The sequence below is a fragment of the Dendronalium sp. ChiSLP03b genome, from assembly GCF_034531165.2.
GTDB classification, from domain to species: domain Bacteria; phylum Cyanobacteriota; class Cyanobacteriia; order Cyanobacteriales; family Nostocaceae; genus Dendronalium; species Dendronalium minutum.
This window is the reverse complement of sequence record NZ_JAVRBR020000104.1, coordinates 1-14,404: the sequence shown is the minus strand read 5'-3', so window position 1 is coordinate 14,404 and position 14,404 is coordinate 1. Positions and strand designations below refer to the sequence as shown.

Genomic DNA, 14,404 nt, shown 5'->3' with positions numbered 1-14,404 from the left:
GCGATCGCATTCTTCTAATGTTTCCTTACCCAAGAAGGTTTCTTTCACTAAGAGGTGAAAGATTATTTTCTCCAAAAGGGAACAAATTCTTGTTTGTGCTTAAGTTGATAAATTCTCACAGGACAATCGTCATTACTCCATCCTGGTTCTATCTGTTGAGCATCAATTAGTTCTTTGATGACTCGATCGAGGACACTGTAACTACACTCAGCCGCATCCTTCAATTCTCCAGCAGTTTTTTCCCCAGAGCGTAGTTGTTCCAATATGATTTGGCTCACGTAACTCATAATTTCTCTAGTTGTAGAATGACAAATTATCCGAACGTGGCAACAAGCTCTTATTTAAATAAGTTTCTAACGTGAGTATAGTTGTCCATCCGCCTCGGCTCGCCGCAAAACTTCAACACAATAGGAGCAATAATACTCTTCATCTACCCAGTAGACAGGATTACCACAAGTGTTGCAATGCTCAGTGTCGCCTAGTTCAGGATTGTATTGCCAGTGCCATTGGCAACATATAGAGGTATCACTGATTGTTTTGCTGTGTGCATCAATGGAGGTCAGGGCTTTTTCTTCTGCTTGGTGAAGTGAGTCTGCTTGCCCTTTCCAGTGCTGCTCTCCAGATTGAGTACTGATAAATACTAGAAATTTCATAAAGAAGTACGCTAATAAACGTTGTTATCAACAAAAGACTAGTCAAATAGCTTTTATTCCAACATACTTACCTTCACTCGCTGGTAAACTTCTACTAAAGGATATGTTTTATATTTTATTTGGGTATTTTTTGGCATAGATAACGACATTTCAAATTACACTTGATGGTAGAGTCGCTATCTCTAACAGTTAAAGCAATTGCTAGATGACCGATGTCAAATATATGGTAATAGCTCTTAACAATACCATGATAGCACAACCGCAGATGTACCTAAGTTTCAATTTACTGGATTTTCTTATTTTTTATTTTGTTTGCAATTAATAATTCGCAGCGCATTCCTCCAAACTTGTGCCCAACTGTAAAACTGCTGGTTACTATTGCGTGATGCTATTATCCGTTAGTCTGTATCAATACCTTCAATTGAATTATTACTAGCATTTTCTCGTATCACTATGAAGCGGTTTATTTATATCTAATTTAAAAACATGTGCATTGACTAATACTATTTTTACAATGAAAATCAAAAACCTCATCTTCTGGATGAGGCTTTGTATCTTTGCTTGATAAAATGCACCAATAAGCATAACATTGAAACTAAGGAACTTTGTAGCCTGCCTGTTGAGCTGTTGCTGTATCAGAAAAACAGATGTCTGGCTTAGCTTTGGTGTATTCAGGAGACTGAGTAGCGAGGGCAATTTTCCCCAGCCTTTTACTAGTGACACCTTTTATTGGATGATCTTTGGGACAAGTCGTTCCTTGAGGTACAATCCCTTGTGTTTTCTGTGTTAGAGGTCTAGTTGACCCCGGCTGTGTCGTTGCTATTGGGTTTTGTGAGGTAGTTTTTGAACTTTCATTCGCTGACCGTTGCCTGTTATTACAGCTAGAGATGGTGATAACTGCTAAAACTGTTAGGATTACGGTCGCTATACGGGAAGAGTGTAGAGGTTTCATTTGCTTGTTGCGCTAATTTCTTGTTCAGACGCTGAGCCATCCGCCAGAAAAACTTGATGAGAACTGCGTCAGTTACGATTTACCTCAAACAATTGTTGTGATATTGCTTGAGGTAGACTCTACACTCAAACTAAGAAATTTCCTAAAGACTGACTACAACCTTAAGACAGACTTACTCAATATCCCCAAGGATTTTAAAGCTTATCATTTGTCTGTATTAGCAGTTACCTCTACTCCGATCGCGCTCGCTGTAATCACAAAATATGCCACCAGAAATGGTGGCATAACTCATTTTTTTAGACTGGGATGAGTGAGGCGTTAGGAGCAAATAATCGGCTTGTAGATTCGATGCCTGCGGTAAGCCGCTCAAAAACGTCTACGCATACGCTAAAACAATTATGGAACTTAGGTTTTGACTTTTTACGTTTCATCAAAACTACTGGAGTTTAGACTACATAACCGAATTCCAAGGAAAAATAGGTTTTCCGGGATTTTTACCTACCTTGAAAGGGCTAATCCTAGGATTATTTAACTAAGTCTTTAACCTTGTTCATAATACTTACTGGATCGATGCCTTGATGTGGGAACTGTTCCCATAAACCGCCGCAACCTTCCTTATGAGTTCCAAGATGAGCGTATTTGGGAGTATACCCGCGCTCTAATAGCCAAGAACCAAAACGGCTACCCAATCCGGTTCGACGATTGAACGCTTCTACCACAAGGACGAAAGGAGCATTACCAATTTTTGCGATCGCTTCTTCATCAATAACATTCAGAGTCGGTTTATTAATCAAACCCACATCCAATCCTTCTTGCTTGAGACGTTCTACAGCATCGAGGGCACGGTATAGAGCATCACCAAAGCTGATAATATAGCCTTGTGTTCCTTCTCGAATCACCTCATCTTTACCAGGCACAAATTTATAGCCACTACCAAACAAGTCGTTACCATTGCTGTCCTGAATATTAGGCACTTTGGAACGAGTTGAGAAAATGAACCTCAGTCCAGGCTCAAAGAACACAGCTTCTACACAGGCTTTCATTTGATTAACATCTGCGGGAAAGTACAGCCGTGTTTCGTAACCATCATCCAAACCGTTGTCAGCAAACATGTTGTTCAAACCGAAATGGCAGGTATTATCTGCCATGTCATCTATACCCGCGTGCGAAAAGTGGCAAAGAACATTTGAGTAGTTCAGCCGTGCCATCGTAATTTCTGAGATACACATCTCTAGGAAAGCGCTAAAAGTCGCAAAAATCCCTTGCTTTCCTTTCTCCATGCCAAACCCAGCAGCAGCAGAGAAGTTGCCCCGCTCCATAATTCCAGAGGAGATAAAAATTTCGGGGTATGCATCGTGAATCTTTTTGAGTCCGCAGGAACCTTCTAAATCGCTATCGATGACTCTGACGTTTTGCTTGCGTTCCTCTTCACTCATCCGGCTTAAGACATCAACAACTGCTTCGCCAAACACATTGCGATTAGCACCCCATTTATCGCCAGAACCAATAAAAGTATAGATTTGTTTGGGTTTTTGAATATTTTTCAGACATTCGACAGCAACACAATGTCCGCGTGATTCAAGATATTTAATCGCCAAGTCTACTGAGATGACATCGTGACCGTGAATGGAACCTTCTAACCCTTCAATACCAGGACACATCGGGCGTTTGTTAATAAGAGCAATCGGCCCGGGAGTATTTACTGCTTCGCAAAGGCGACGATATAAATCGTCTAAGTCTTCTCCGTCTCCTTCTAGTACCTTCAACCCATGACCTTGTAAGGTTTTGGCGACTGTGAAACCAGGTAGATATTTGGATGGATGTCCGGCGATAGTGACATCGTTATCATCAATAATTAATTTGACATTCAGATGTTGAGCAACAGCCAAGCGGGCAGCTTCCGCGTCGTTACCTTCTTGCTGAGAACCATCAGAACCGAGACAAAAAACGACCTTGCCAGGATTTGCTAAGGTTACACCATTAACGTAGGGCCATATATGCCCCAGTCGTCCAGAACTAAACTTCACACCAGGAGTTAGTCCTAGTTCGGGATGTCCTGGTAAGTCGAAGTGTGCCTCGCGATAGTGTAGAAGTTGCTCGGCATCTAACTCACCATGTAGGGTTGCCATCAAGTACTGGGTTGCGGCTCTATGTCCTGCTTCATCAAAGAAAATCGGCACAAATTTATCGGCTGCTCCCCGGAAAAATGCGTCGAGAATCATCACCTCTGGCACTGTGTCGTAAGGGCCGCCAGTGTGACCGCCTACTCCTCTAGCAGCACCGGTGGCTGTAAACAAGACGATCGCATCGCGACAAAGTTGAATGTTTGCTCTCAGGATGTCTCGTTGCTCATCTGTGAGAGTTGTATTTGTGGGATTGAGAGCCAGAGGTTTGTAAGCACCGAGATTAATTGGAAATTGCGTATTAGTGACTGTCATGATTTATCTGTTTAATTTGAAATGTTAACTTTACTCATTGCTGAGTAATAAAAGTAATCGGTACTGAGCTACTTGGTACATGCCTTGCCCTTTCTAGGCAGAATCTTTTCCTTTTTATTAGCGAGTAATCTACGAGGAATTATGTAAATTACTGGCTTCCGTTGTTACGAAGGCTCAGCTAAAATTGTTAAATTCCCCGGTGCGTGAATGTGCTTGAATTTATTTAAAATCGACTACAAACATGCAATAACCCGCATAGCTATAAGTATAAACTCACAAACGTGCAATTTCAATGGCAAATATGCAATTTCCGGAAAAATCTTCTATGCTAACGGCAGAGCGACGACAATTCATCTTAGAAATTCTGCGTCGCGATAAAAAGGTGCTGTCATCGGAACTCAGTGCCGTACTAAAGGTTTCTGAAGATACGATTCGTCGGGATTTGCGAGAATTAGCTGAATCTGGTTTTTTGCAGCGCGTTCATGGCGGAGCGCTTTTGGCTTCTCCGGCGATCGCTAGTTATGCAGATCGGCAAAAACAAGCACCAAAAGAAAAAGAAGCGATCGCTCGCGCAGCTGCAAAATTAATTTGTACGGGGCAAGTAGTAATTTTAAATGGCGGTACCACAACTCTCCAAGTAGCCCGTCATTTGCCCTTAGATTTACAAGCGACAATCGTGACAAATAGTCCTCCCATCGCCGTTGCATTAGCAGAGCATCCTCACATTCAAGTCGTGATGTTGGGCGGACAACTCTACAAAAAAGCTTTGGTAAACGTTGGTGCAGCTACCATTGAGGCATTACAGATGATTCGTGCAGATTTGTGCATGTTGGGCGTATGCAGTCTGCATCCAGAAGTTGGGATTAGTGTGCCGAATCTAGAAGAAGCCTATGTCAAACGAGCAATGATTGCTGGAGCAGCGGAAGTGGTTGGATTAGCGACAGCAGAAAAGTTAGATACAGCAGCTCACTATGTAGTGGAGTCGATTCATGCACTAACTTATCTTGTAACTGCACCAACAGTATCCAATGAGATGCTAACTGCTTATAAAGCTTTGGGTTTGACTATTATCCGTGATGAATCTGCTGAGATTAATTCGTAATTTGTAATGACAATTAGTATCGACAGCAGATACGGTGCAACTGTAAATTGCGATCGCTGTTGTTACCCACAGCATCAATACTTTGAATGCTTTCCAGGGGTTTGTAATCATTTGGGAGCAGCATCTAAAGCTGTTATTGGCGTACGTAGTTCATTACCGCTACTTAGACGGCACAGCAGTATATAGTATGGCTCCGTTCAAATCAGCACCTACCAAGACAGCCCCTTCCAAGTCAGCATTATAGAGCGTAGCATCCGTGAGCTTGACATTTGTTAGGTCGGTAGCACTTAAGCTAGCATCACTCGCAAAAACTTGGGTCAAATTTGCCCCCCTCAGATTAGCACCAGTGAGATCGGCACCTTCTAAGTTGGCAGACTTGAGGTTAGCTCCCTTTAAGTTGGCATTTCTCAAATCAGCACCAATTAAGTGAGCCTTTCGCAGGTTTGCTCCTGTCAATTCACACCCAGGACAACTTCCCGTCTTCAGTAACTGTCTAACATGAGCAGGATTTGCAGCTTGCACGGGAGCAGCAAAGGCAATTGTGCCTAGTAATGCTGTAGTAGCTAGAATCTCTAGTTTCATCTTCATTACCTCAAAAGGGACAGAAACTGAATGACCGAAGTTTCCTTAAAAACTTGGCACGGTATAGATTAAGTTTTCCTTGTAAACAGGATGACTTAATTGGCAGTCTTTTGTCGTCGCACAGATGGATTATTAAAAAGGTTGAAATTTCTTAGCTAAATGCTTAAAGCAGCATCACTTAACTACCCTCTAAGGAAAGATAAAATTAGGGTTCAGGTCACCATAAGTCATATAATACTAAGTCTACCTTTGAGAACATAGCTCCGGCATGAGGGGGATGTGAATAGTATTATTGAACCTAAATTAATGTAGAACCAATACATGCAAATTTAATTTTTTTGTTTAAAAGTCGCCAGTTTAGTTTGTGAAATTGCTGAAGTAGCAACAGGATAATAAAAGGAGAAGGCAAAGATGAGGAGAGAAAATTTATTAAATATATTCTTCGGATTAATAGTATCAGTTAGTACTTTACCCTTAGCAGCTTTTGCACAGTCTAGCCCTTCAACAGTTCCTGCCCAAGAAAATAGAAGCAGCACTCAAGCAAAAACAGTAGTCGCACGTATTTGGCATGGTAAAACTCTCACTTCCAAAGCAGCCGAGTACTATGATTATCTCAAAGAAGCTGGAATCAAAAAAATCGAGTCGATTCCTGGCAATTTGGGAGCGCAAGTACTCCGCCTTACTGATGGCAAGATTACAGAGTTTACTGTGATTTCATATTGGGAATCACGGGATGCCATTCGTGCGTTTGCTGGCAATGATATTGAAAAGGTACGGTCTCTGCCTAAAGACAATGAATATCTGATTGAGCCAGAGACAAAAGTGAAACATTTTGATGTGTTGCTAGACGATCGCAAATGAGTAGCAGTAGTGTAAAACGAAAAGTGCTGATTAATACAATTAGTTTATTTCTGATTTCTGCGGAACTGCACCTTTGCTAATGCTATTGCGATCGTGCGGTTCTAGCAAATATGCCATATCAGGCCCAATAGGGATAATACCACCCGGATTAAGTGGAAAAAGATTGCCGTAGTAGTCCTGCTTGATGCTTTCTAAGTCGCAAGTGGCAGCAACTTCTTTAAGCTGATACAAGTCACGCAGGTAGGCTCCCAGGTTTTGATAGTCCCGAATTCTACGACGGTTACACTTGAACAACCCGTAGTAAGCAATATCAAAACGGAACAATGTTGTGAATAAACGAACGTCTGCCAAGGTAAGATTACTTCCGCAGAGGTATCGATTAGTCTCTAACACCGCATCAATCTCATCCAGTGTGGCGAACAGTTCATTACAAGCTTGATTGTAGGCTTCTTGACTCTGAGCAAAGCCGCAGCGATATACACCGTTGTTGACGCTTGTGTAAATCTTCTCATTCCACCAGTCAATCTTCTGTTTTAGTTCTTCTGGGTAGAGATTTAGTGTGGAATTAACAGCGAACTCGTTAAATTCTGAGTTCAGCATCACAATAATCTCTGCACTCTCATTATTAACAATGGTCTTTGTTTGCTTATCCCATAAAACTGGAACTGTACAGCGTCCGCTGTAACCAGGTTCAGAAAGCTCATACAATTGTGCCAGGGTATGGCAACCTTCTTCTGGCTGGTTGAATACCCAACCTCCTGAAACGGCAGAAGGAGAAACAACGGAAACTGATATTGCTGCTTCAAGTCCTTTGAGTGCCCGTACAATTAGGGTTCGGTGCGCCCAAGGACAACTAAGCCCAACGTAGAGGTGATAACGCCCCGCTGCTGGTTGGTAAGGGTTCCCTTCTTCTGTTCCGATAAAGCTTCTCAGCTGGCTGCTAGGACGAATATAATCACCCGACTGATTGCGAGGAGCAAGTCTCGACATCATCAAATGCCAAAGTTCTGTCCAAACAAACTTACCCAGCTTAATAATCAGTTTTGGAGGCAGAAAATTTCCCTTGTTTTGAGTTAAAGGAATCTTTTTTTGAAAATTTCTGATATTAATCATAAAACCTCGCGGGTAAGTAGGGGGCAGGGCAGGGGGAGATGACTGGACAAGGAGAATAAATACTAACAACTAACTCCTAAATCCTAACGCCTGCCTTCTACCTCCTACCTTCTTTAGATTCCCGCCCCATCAAGAAAGTCTTCAATCATCAAATCAGAATTATTAGTTTTACTGTTGTTTGTTTGTTCGATGACTATTGTGCTTGAGGACGTTGACTGAGATTCCAACTCCTCAACCTGCTTTTCTAAAGTCTTGAGCCGTTCAAATAGAGCGCGAATCACTTCTGCTTCTACGTCCCGCACTTTATCATGATCCAGAATATTCGTACTCAAGTTGTTCTGACGAGTTACACGCCCTGGAATGCCAACGACAGTAGTATTACTAGGCACATTTCTTAGTACTACTGACCCGGCTCCAATGCGGACGCGATCGCCAATTTGAATATTACCCAAAACTTTCGCACCTGCTCCCACAACCACATGGCTACCTAAAGTTGGATGGCGCTTGCCGCTTTCTTTGCCTGTACCACCGAGGGTAACGCCTTGATAAATCAAAGCATGATCGCCTACTATCGCCGTCTCACCAATCACCACTCCCATACCATGGTCAATAAATACTCCCTTGCCAATTACTGCCCCAGGATGTATTTCAATGCCTGTGAAGAACCGACTAAGATGTGACATAAAACGTGGTACAAAGGGAACCCCGACTTTATACAGCCGATGTGCCACTCGATGGAATAATAAGGCTTGAAGCCCAGGATAGCAGAACAATACTTCCAGCCAGTTACGGGCTGCTGGGTCGCGCTCATAAATTGTTTGCAAGTCAGTTATTAGCATACTCTGTTGGGATTGTCATTGGTAGTTGAAGCTTTGAAACTGGAAACCTAAGATAATTCCTCCAAAAAATGAATCTATTTTGAGAATTATGTAAGATAATCTACGGTAAGTCGATAGATTTATAGTTTTTCGTAACAAATTAAGTTCGCATAAACCGCGATAAATTCATTGATTAACCGTAGTATGTTGAGTACTGACTTGAATAGCCAAAACTACACTCTCTTGGATCTGTCTTCTAAAGTTGAATATGCGTTATTGGCACTTTTAGAACTGGCAAGTCACCACGGCAAAAAAGTTCCTTTGACAATGAGCGAAATCACTGCTAAGCAACCCATACCAGAGCGGTATCTAGAGCAAATTCTCACTAACCTGCGCCGTGCTGGTGTGGTACAGAGTCAACGCGGCTCTAAAGGAGGTTTCATTTTAGTTCGTGAACCTTGGCAGATTACCTTACTGGAAATTGTCACTTTAGTAGAAGGTGAGCGCAAAGAGAAAGACACCTCTGAGCCTCCTACTCTTGAAAGGAGTCTAGTTTATGAAGTCTGGGAGCAAGCCAATGCGGCCTCTATTGAGGTTTTGAGGCGCTATACACTCCAAGACTTGTGCCAAGAAAGGGAAGCTCGCGCCCAGCAAAGTCCGATGTATTACATTTAGTCAATAGTTCATAGTCCAAAGTTTGTTGGCTGTTGAGTGTTGGCTGTTGATTGTTAACTGTTGACTGAGAACTAATTATGCAAATTGCTCGTGACATTACAGAACTGATAGGACGGACTCCTTTAGTTCGATTAAACAAGATTCCCCAAGCTTCGGGAGCGGTGGCGCAGATTGTAGTGAAGCTCGAAAGCATGAACCCAGCTGCTTCTGTCAAAGACCGGATTGGCGCGAGCATGATAGAAGCAGCAGAGGAAGCAGGCTCTATCCATCCTGGAAAAACCATTTTAGTGGAGCCAACATCTGGCAATACGGGAATTGCGCTGGCAATGGTGGCAGCAGCGAAGGGTTACCATCTTATTCTAACGATGCCTGATACGATGAGCCAAGAGCGAAGAGCAATGCTCAGAGCTTATGGCGCTCAGCTAGAGTTAACGCCAGGAGTAGAAGGAATGCGAGGGGCGATTGGTCGTGCCGAGCAGATTTTAGCGCAAACGCCTAATGCCCACATGTTACAGCAATTCCGCAACCCAGCAAATCCCAAAGTTCACGCCCGAACTACAGCTGAAGAAATTTGGGCAGATACCGACGGTGAAGTCGATATTCTGGTGGCGGGGGTAGGTACTGGTGGGACGATCGCAGGAGTTGCGGAAGTTATTAAACAGCGTAAGCCTAATTTTCAAGCGATCGCTGTTGAACCAAGCAATAGTCCGGTGTTAGTAGGTGGCAAATCGGGGCCTCACAAAATTCAGGGTATTGGCCCGGGATTCATCCCTGCAATTTACCGCGCAGAACTGGTAGATGAGGTAATTCAGGTGACGGATGAGCAGGCGATCGCCTACAGCCGTCGTTTAGCAAAAGAAGAAGGATTACTATCGGGAATTTCCTCTGGAGCTGCTTTATATGCTGCTCTCCAAGTAGCACAGCGACCAGAAAATGCAGGCCGCCTAATCGTGATGGTACAGCCTAGCTTCGGCGAACGCTACCTCAGTACTCCATTGTTCAGAGAGCGAGAAGAGAGTGATACTAATTCGTAATTCGTAAAGAAGTCGGAGTCTTGGGGAAACCCCAAGTGGAGGAGGCAGTGCGTTGCAAAGCCAGCGCCGTACTGAGGGAAACCCGCCCACGCGGCTGCCTCCCCGTTGTATGCTGTCAAGTGGCGTGAGACCTAACGCTTTTAGTGAGTCCTCAAGCCTCACAAGCTTCACTTGTAATGGTCTTGGTAGTTTCGCCAAAGAGGAACTTACCTTGTAACCTACTTCGGCTATCAGCCTGCAATTTATTGCAGAGCAGGAGAAGTTTACAAAAATAGGTTTTTCAGGTTATTCAAAACGGATCGTGCGATCGCCAGGTTTCAACATGGACGAGGTTTAATTGCTTAATTTTTTGTAATTTTTATTAGTTATTTTTAATATTACCAACACATCGCTGACAATTTAAAAGTAAGAAAAGTAAGAAAAGTAGGTTTAATTTATTTAGGCATTATTTTAAGTAAAATTCTATTTTTTTTTGTATTGAAAAAATAAATATACATGCGTGAAAAGTAGATTTTTAGCATAAAATAGCAAATATTATGCTCATAACTTGACAAAAGAAATCTTGTGTGGGTCAATGTCTTCAAGGAGGGTTAAATATAATATGAAATTTATGTTGTTTTAGTTCAAATAAAGGTGCTTTAATCAAGCCTTAAACTAAGGGGTTGCCAAAAATCCTCTAATGAATTCCTGCCTACTGTGTGGATTGATTTTCCTTCACATTGAAATTTATGAACATCTTCCAGTCATAAAATTTTTTAGTTTTAACTAAAAGAAAAAAGGAAGAAAACATGAGTAAACAAGCAATCTCTACACCCCCCCGTTGACTTAGTTATCGTCTTCGATACTAGTCCTTCGATAAAACATGAAGCTTAAGCTTTAAGTGATGTCGGTGCAAGTGCGATCGCCGTCATACAATCTTCTTGTAAACCTGTGGCTTGAGTATTTGAGTATTTACCCTTAAACGTGTTCCTTACGCTTTCCATGCTACTTGAATCTCGTCTGAGCAAATAGCAACACAACAGAATTTCAACGTTGATTTAATTATCGCCATCGATACTGACATTGAAACTGTTTCAATATTTTGTCATGAATAATCCTATTTCCTTTGCATCGTTTAATTCCCAAGCATCAACATATGATGCTCACAATGCTTATCTACTAGCTCAACTCTGCGTAGACAGCTACAGAAGAGTAAAAGTAGAAAAATTGGCAGGCAGAGATGAAAACAACGATGACTGGCGAAAACGAGTCAAGCAAGAAGCATCGGCTTGGGGGTTTGCTAGCGATCGCGTTTACTGCTTCAATAACAAAGGTGCCCAAGCAATTCTGCTAGCAGATGCAGAAAAAGTGATCGTTGCTTTTCGGGGAAGCGAAGAATTATCTGATTGGGAGATTAATTTCAATCGGCTAAAGAACAAAGATTTCTGCGACAATTACCATGTCTGCTTACATACCGGTTTTTGTAGATATTTAAATGACATTTGGCAACCCTATGACGATCCCCAAGGACGGATAGAAGCCAAAGGCATTAAAGCCATCATCCAAAAAGAAATGAGCAATTCCCCTAAATCACTGTGGTTTACAGGACACAGTTTAGGCGGTGCTGTAGCAGTATTAGCCGCAGCTAGCTCTATTTTCTTTGACAAATTCCCCTTTGAAGTTAGCGGGGTTTATACTTATGGACAACCACGAGTTGGGGATTTGAGGTTTGCCAAGTTATATAATTCTCGACTCAAATCTAAGACATTTCGATTTGTTAATAACAATGATGTAGTAACCAAAATTCCGACTTGGGCACCGCTTTTCTTGTTTTATCATGTTGGACAAATCAAATATTTAACTCAAGATGGCGAAATTTTAGATTTTGAAAAGTTAAGTGTGTGGCAAAAGTGGCAAGAAATCTTCATTGATATAGTAAAAGACCTGCGCGAGGAAGGGATAAACAGCATCACGGATCATTCCTTGTCTACAGGCTATATTCCGCCATTACTTAGAGTATTATCAGAGCAAGGTGCGATTGCCTAGGGTGTCGTTCAGACACTCGCTTCCTCGTCTTTTACATACAAGTAATTAGATCGGAGCATTCAATTACTTGCATAAATTTGGCAATTGAAACAGAGAAATTTAGGATGCATTGAATAAGAAATTTGAAAAAAGAAAGGTAAGAAAATTATGGCTGGAAAAAGAGATACATCCAAAGACGGATTAAACAACAAAATTCAAACATTTGTTTTAACAAACTTTAAAGGGCTTTGGCAATTACTCCAAAGCAACGAATCTCTAAAACGTAAAGTTAACAAAGCTCTGCTCAATAGTCTCATCTACAAAATTCCTACTCGTCCTAATCCCTACAGTATGATGACTCTAGACGAGTATATTCCTGATACTAAAATTCCTAAGAAAACTGATAGTTATACTTCCTGGGAATCACTAAACGATCGCACTTATACCGGACGACATTTACCACCCGATCCAAAATTAAACTCTGAGAGGAATCTACCCAAAGTTGAAGACCTAGCTGTTTTATTCCGTAAAAGAGATAATAAAACGATTTACTCTACTAAATCAACTATGCTGTTTCCCTATTGGGTACAGTGGTTTACTGATAGTTTCCTCCGTCTAGATCATAACAATAAATTAAAAAATACCTCAAACCATGAAATAGATTTGTGTAATGTTTATGGTTTAACCAGAAAACAAACACACCTTTTGAGAAGCTTTCAAGGAGGTAAATTTAAAACTCAAAAACTCAAACGCCAAGATGGTGTAGAAGAAGAATATCCTTTATTTTATTATGCTGACCCAGCGCAGGGTATAGTTGACCCTCAATTTGTTGGTCTTTATGAACCCATCAATGATGAAAAAAGACAGCCAGCAGACAAAAAACAATATCTGTTTGCGATGGGAGTAGAACGAGCAAATGTGCAAATTGGCTATGTGATGCTCAATACTCTATGTCTTAGGGAACATAATCGTCTTTGTGATGTATTAGCAAGTAATTATCCAGATTGGGATGATGAACGCCTCTTCCAAACTTCGAGAAATATTCTCATGGCGATTATTCTCAAAATCATTATGGAAGAGTACATTAATCACATAACGCCTTATCACTTTAAGCTATTTGCCGATCCTGAAGCTTTTACTAAGGAAAGTTGGCATCGTCCCAATTATATGGCGATTGAGTTTGACTTTGTTTATCGCTGGCATAGTGCAATTCCAGAAACCTTTAACTATAACGGCAAACAAACTCATATTGCTACAACTCTCTGGAACAATAAGATGTTAATTGACCAAGGTTTAGGGGCATTGATGGAGGAAACTTGTTCCCAACCAGGTACAAAAATTGGTCTATTTAATACGCCTGATATATTAGTTGAGTTAACTGAATTACCTTCAATCAGACTGGGACGGCAGCTGCAATTGGCAAGCTACAACGATTATCGGGAATTGTGCGGTTTCCCCAGAGTGACGAGGTTTGAGCAAATTACTGGCAATGAATTTGCTCAAGAGAAACTTAAAGAATTATATGGCCATGTTGATAATATTGAGTTCTTTGTGGGACTCTACGCTGAGGATGGGCGGGAAAATTCAACTATCCCTGCCCTAGTAGCACGCTTAATTGGGATTGATGCCTTCTCTCAGGCGCTAACTAATCCTTTACTATCACCCAATATATTTAATAAAAAGACTTTTTCACCTGTAGGTTGGGAAATAATTCAAAACACCAACACAGTCTCAGATTTAGTGAATCGCAACGTACCTTCATCAGATAAGAAGTACAAAGTTACTTTTGACCTTTAACAGATTGTAGTGTTGCACATTGGATTTTAGTGCGATCGCTTTAGACTCTGTAGTGGCGTGTCAAGGCTAAAGTAGTGCAATAGAAAAATTCGATTATGTGTCTAAACTTCAATTTTTCAGAGATTTTTAATGCAACATTTTAGCCTTGCCATGCCAGTAGAGTGTGTTGTCGCAAAGCGTAACGCACCGCAGATGAGATAAAGATGGTGCGTTACTTTCGTTAACGCACCCTACTGGCATGGCAAGGCTAAAATAGTGCAATAAAGTTGGTACAAAATGGGGTAAGCTAATGGGGAAAGGTCGTAGAGATAAAGTGTTACTGAATACCGAACAGAGGCAAAAACTAGAATCTCTGAGTCGCAATGGATATGCCCC

14 protein-coding genes are annotated in these 14,404 nt (G+C 41.5%); 6 read left to right on the top strand and 8 right to left on the bottom strand.

The window, feature by feature from the left end; genetic code table 11:
• Positions 1-62 precede the first annotated feature (62 nt).
• From RMY31_RS24230 to RMY31_RS24215, 4 genes are all read right to left on the bottom strand, one after another.
• Complete coding sequence (locus tag RMY31_RS24230; RefSeq protein WP_322661133.1) at positions 63-287, bottom strand: hypothetical protein; 225 nt, start codon at positions 285-287, stop codon at positions 63-65.
• A 66-nt stretch (positions 288-353) separates the two neighbouring features.
• Complete coding sequence (locus RMY31_RS24225) at positions 354-653, bottom strand: hypothetical protein (RefSeq protein WP_322661135.1); 300 nt, start codon at positions 651-653, stop codon at positions 354-356.
• A 595-nt stretch (positions 654-1,248) separates the two neighbouring features.
• Positions 1,249-1,605, bottom strand: coding sequence for a hypothetical protein (locus RMY31_RS24220; protein ID WP_322661136.1), 357 nt, complete (start codon positions 1,603-1,605; stop codon positions 1,249-1,251).
• Positions 1,606-2,129: 524 nt separating this feature from the next.
• Positions 2,130-4,043, bottom strand: coding sequence for a transketolase C-terminal domain-containing protein (locus RMY31_RS24215; RefSeq protein ID WP_322661138.1), 1,914 nt, complete (start codon positions 4,041-4,043; stop codon positions 2,130-2,132).
• A 292-nt stretch (positions 4,044-4,335) separates the two neighbouring features.
• On the opposite strand from RMY31_RS24215, the gene RMY31_RS24210 reads away from it, so the two are divergent.
• Positions 4,336-5,145, top strand: coding sequence for a DeoR/GlpR family DNA-binding transcription regulator (locus RMY31_RS24210; protein WP_322661140.1), 810 nt, complete (start codon positions 4,336-4,338; stop codon positions 5,143-5,145).
• A gap of 159 nt (positions 5,146-5,304) precedes the next feature.
• Here RMY31_RS24210 and RMY31_RS24205 read toward each other — a convergent pair whose 3' ends face one another.
• On the bottom strand, positions 5,305-5,727 hold the full coding sequence (locus tag RMY31_RS24205; protein WP_322661142.1) for a pentapeptide repeat-containing protein: 423 nt from the start codon (positions 5,725-5,727) through the stop codon (positions 5,305-5,307).
• Between the two features lie 411 nt (positions 5,728-6,138).
• On the opposite strand from RMY31_RS24205, the gene RMY31_RS24200 reads away from it, so the two are divergent.
• Positions 6,139-6,588, top strand: a complete 450-nt coding sequence (locus tag RMY31_RS24200) for an antibiotic biosynthesis monooxygenase family protein (RefSeq protein WP_322661144.1) — start codon at positions 6,139-6,141, stop codon at positions 6,586-6,588.
• A gap of 39 nt (positions 6,589-6,627) precedes the next feature.
• Here RMY31_RS24200 and RMY31_RS24195 read toward each other — a convergent pair whose 3' ends face one another.
• Positions 6,628-7,701, bottom strand: coding sequence for a glutathione S-transferase family protein (locus RMY31_RS24195; RefSeq protein WP_322661146.1), 1,074 nt, complete (start codon positions 7,699-7,701; stop codon positions 6,628-6,630).
• 113 nt (positions 7,702-7,814) lie between these two features.
• Complete coding sequence (gene cysE, locus RMY31_RS24190) at positions 7,815-8,540, bottom strand: serine O-acetyltransferase (protein ID WP_322661148.1); 726 nt, start codon at positions 8,538-8,540, stop codon at positions 7,815-7,817.
• Positions 8,541-8,723: 183 nt separating this feature from the next.
• Between cysE and RMY31_RS24185 the strand changes: the two genes are divergently transcribed.
• The 4 genes from RMY31_RS24185 (at position 8,724) to RMY31_RS24170 (ending at position 14,029) form a co-directional block, all read left to right on the top strand.
• On the top strand, positions 8,724-9,194 hold the full coding sequence (locus RMY31_RS24185; RefSeq protein WP_322661163.1) for an Rrf2 family transcriptional regulator: 471 nt from the start codon (positions 8,724-8,726) through the stop codon (positions 9,192-9,194).
• A 77-nt stretch (positions 9,195-9,271) separates the two neighbouring features.
• Complete coding sequence (gene cysK / locus RMY31_RS24180) at positions 9,272-10,228, top strand: cysteine synthase A (protein ID WP_322661150.1); 957 nt, start codon at positions 9,272-9,274, stop codon at positions 10,226-10,228.
• A 1,086-nt stretch (positions 10,229-11,314) separates the two neighbouring features.
• Positions 11,315-12,253: a lipase family protein gene (locus tag RMY31_RS24175; RefSeq protein WP_322661152.1), complete on the top strand. Its 939-nt coding sequence runs from the start codon at positions 11,315-11,317 to the stop codon at positions 12,251-12,253.
• A 147-nt stretch (positions 12,254-12,400) separates the two neighbouring features.
• Positions 12,401-14,029 (top strand): peroxidase family protein, encoded by a 1,629-nt coding sequence (locus RMY31_RS24170; RefSeq protein WP_322661154.1) that lies wholly within the window; start codon positions 12,401-12,403, stop codon positions 14,027-14,029.
• 126 nt (positions 14,030-14,155) lie between these two features.
• Here RMY31_RS24170 and RMY31_RS24165 read toward each other — a convergent pair.
• Positions 14,156-14,404 (bottom strand): hypothetical protein (locus tag RMY31_RS24165; protein ID WP_409878289.1); only part of this gene is annotated, 249 nt, incomplete at its 5' end.

Excerpts from the sequence above, each read along its gene's own strand:
- RMY31_RS24210 (WP_322661140.1), top strand. The coding sequence starts at position 4,336 with ATGGCAAATATGCAATTTCCGGAAAAATCTTCTATGCTAACGGCAGAG.
- RMY31_RS24215 (WP_322661138.1), bottom strand. The coding sequence starts at position 4,043 with ATGACAGTCACTAATACGCAATTTCCAATTAATCTCGGTGCTTACAAA.
- RMY31_RS24170 (WP_322661154.1), top strand. The coding sequence starts at position 12,401 with ATGGCTGGAAAAAGAGATACATCCAAAGACGGATTAAACAACAAAATT.
- RMY31_RS24225 (WP_322661135.1), bottom strand. The coding sequence starts at position 653 with ATGAAATTTCTAGTATTTATCAGTACTCAATCTGGAGAGCAGCACTGG.
- RMY31_RS24195 (WP_322661146.1), bottom strand. The coding sequence starts at position 7,701 with ATGATTAATATCAGAAATTTTCAAAAAAAGATTCCTTTAACTCAAAAC.
- RMY31_RS24200 (WP_322661144.1), top strand. The coding sequence starts at position 6,139 with ATGAGGAGAGAAAATTTATTAAATATATTCTTCGGATTAATAGTATCA.
- RMY31_RS24220 (WP_322661136.1), bottom strand. The coding sequence starts at position 1,605 with ATGAAACCTCTACACTCTTCCCGTATAGCGACCGTAATCCTAACAGTT.
- RMY31_RS24230 (WP_322661133.1), bottom strand. The coding sequence starts at position 287 with ATGAGTTACGTGAGCCAAATCATATTGGAACAACTACGCTCTGGGGAA.
- RMY31_RS24185 (WP_322661163.1), top strand. The coding sequence starts at position 8,724 with ATGTTGAGTACTGACTTGAATAGCCAAAACTACACTCTCTTGGATCTG.
- cysK (WP_322661150.1), top strand. The coding sequence starts at position 9,272 with ATGCAAATTGCTCGTGACATTACAGAACTGATAGGACGGACTCCTTTA.
- RMY31_RS24175 (WP_322661152.1), top strand. The coding sequence starts at position 11,315 with ATGAATAATCCTATTTCCTTTGCATCGTTTAATTCCCAAGCATCAACA.
- cysE (WP_322661148.1), bottom strand. The coding sequence starts at position 8,540 with ATGCTAATAACTGACTTGCAAACAATTTATGAGCGCGACCCAGCAGCC.
- RMY31_RS24205 (WP_322661142.1), bottom strand. The coding sequence starts at position 5,727 with ATGAAACTAGAGATTCTAGCTACTACAGCATTACTAGGCACAATTGCC.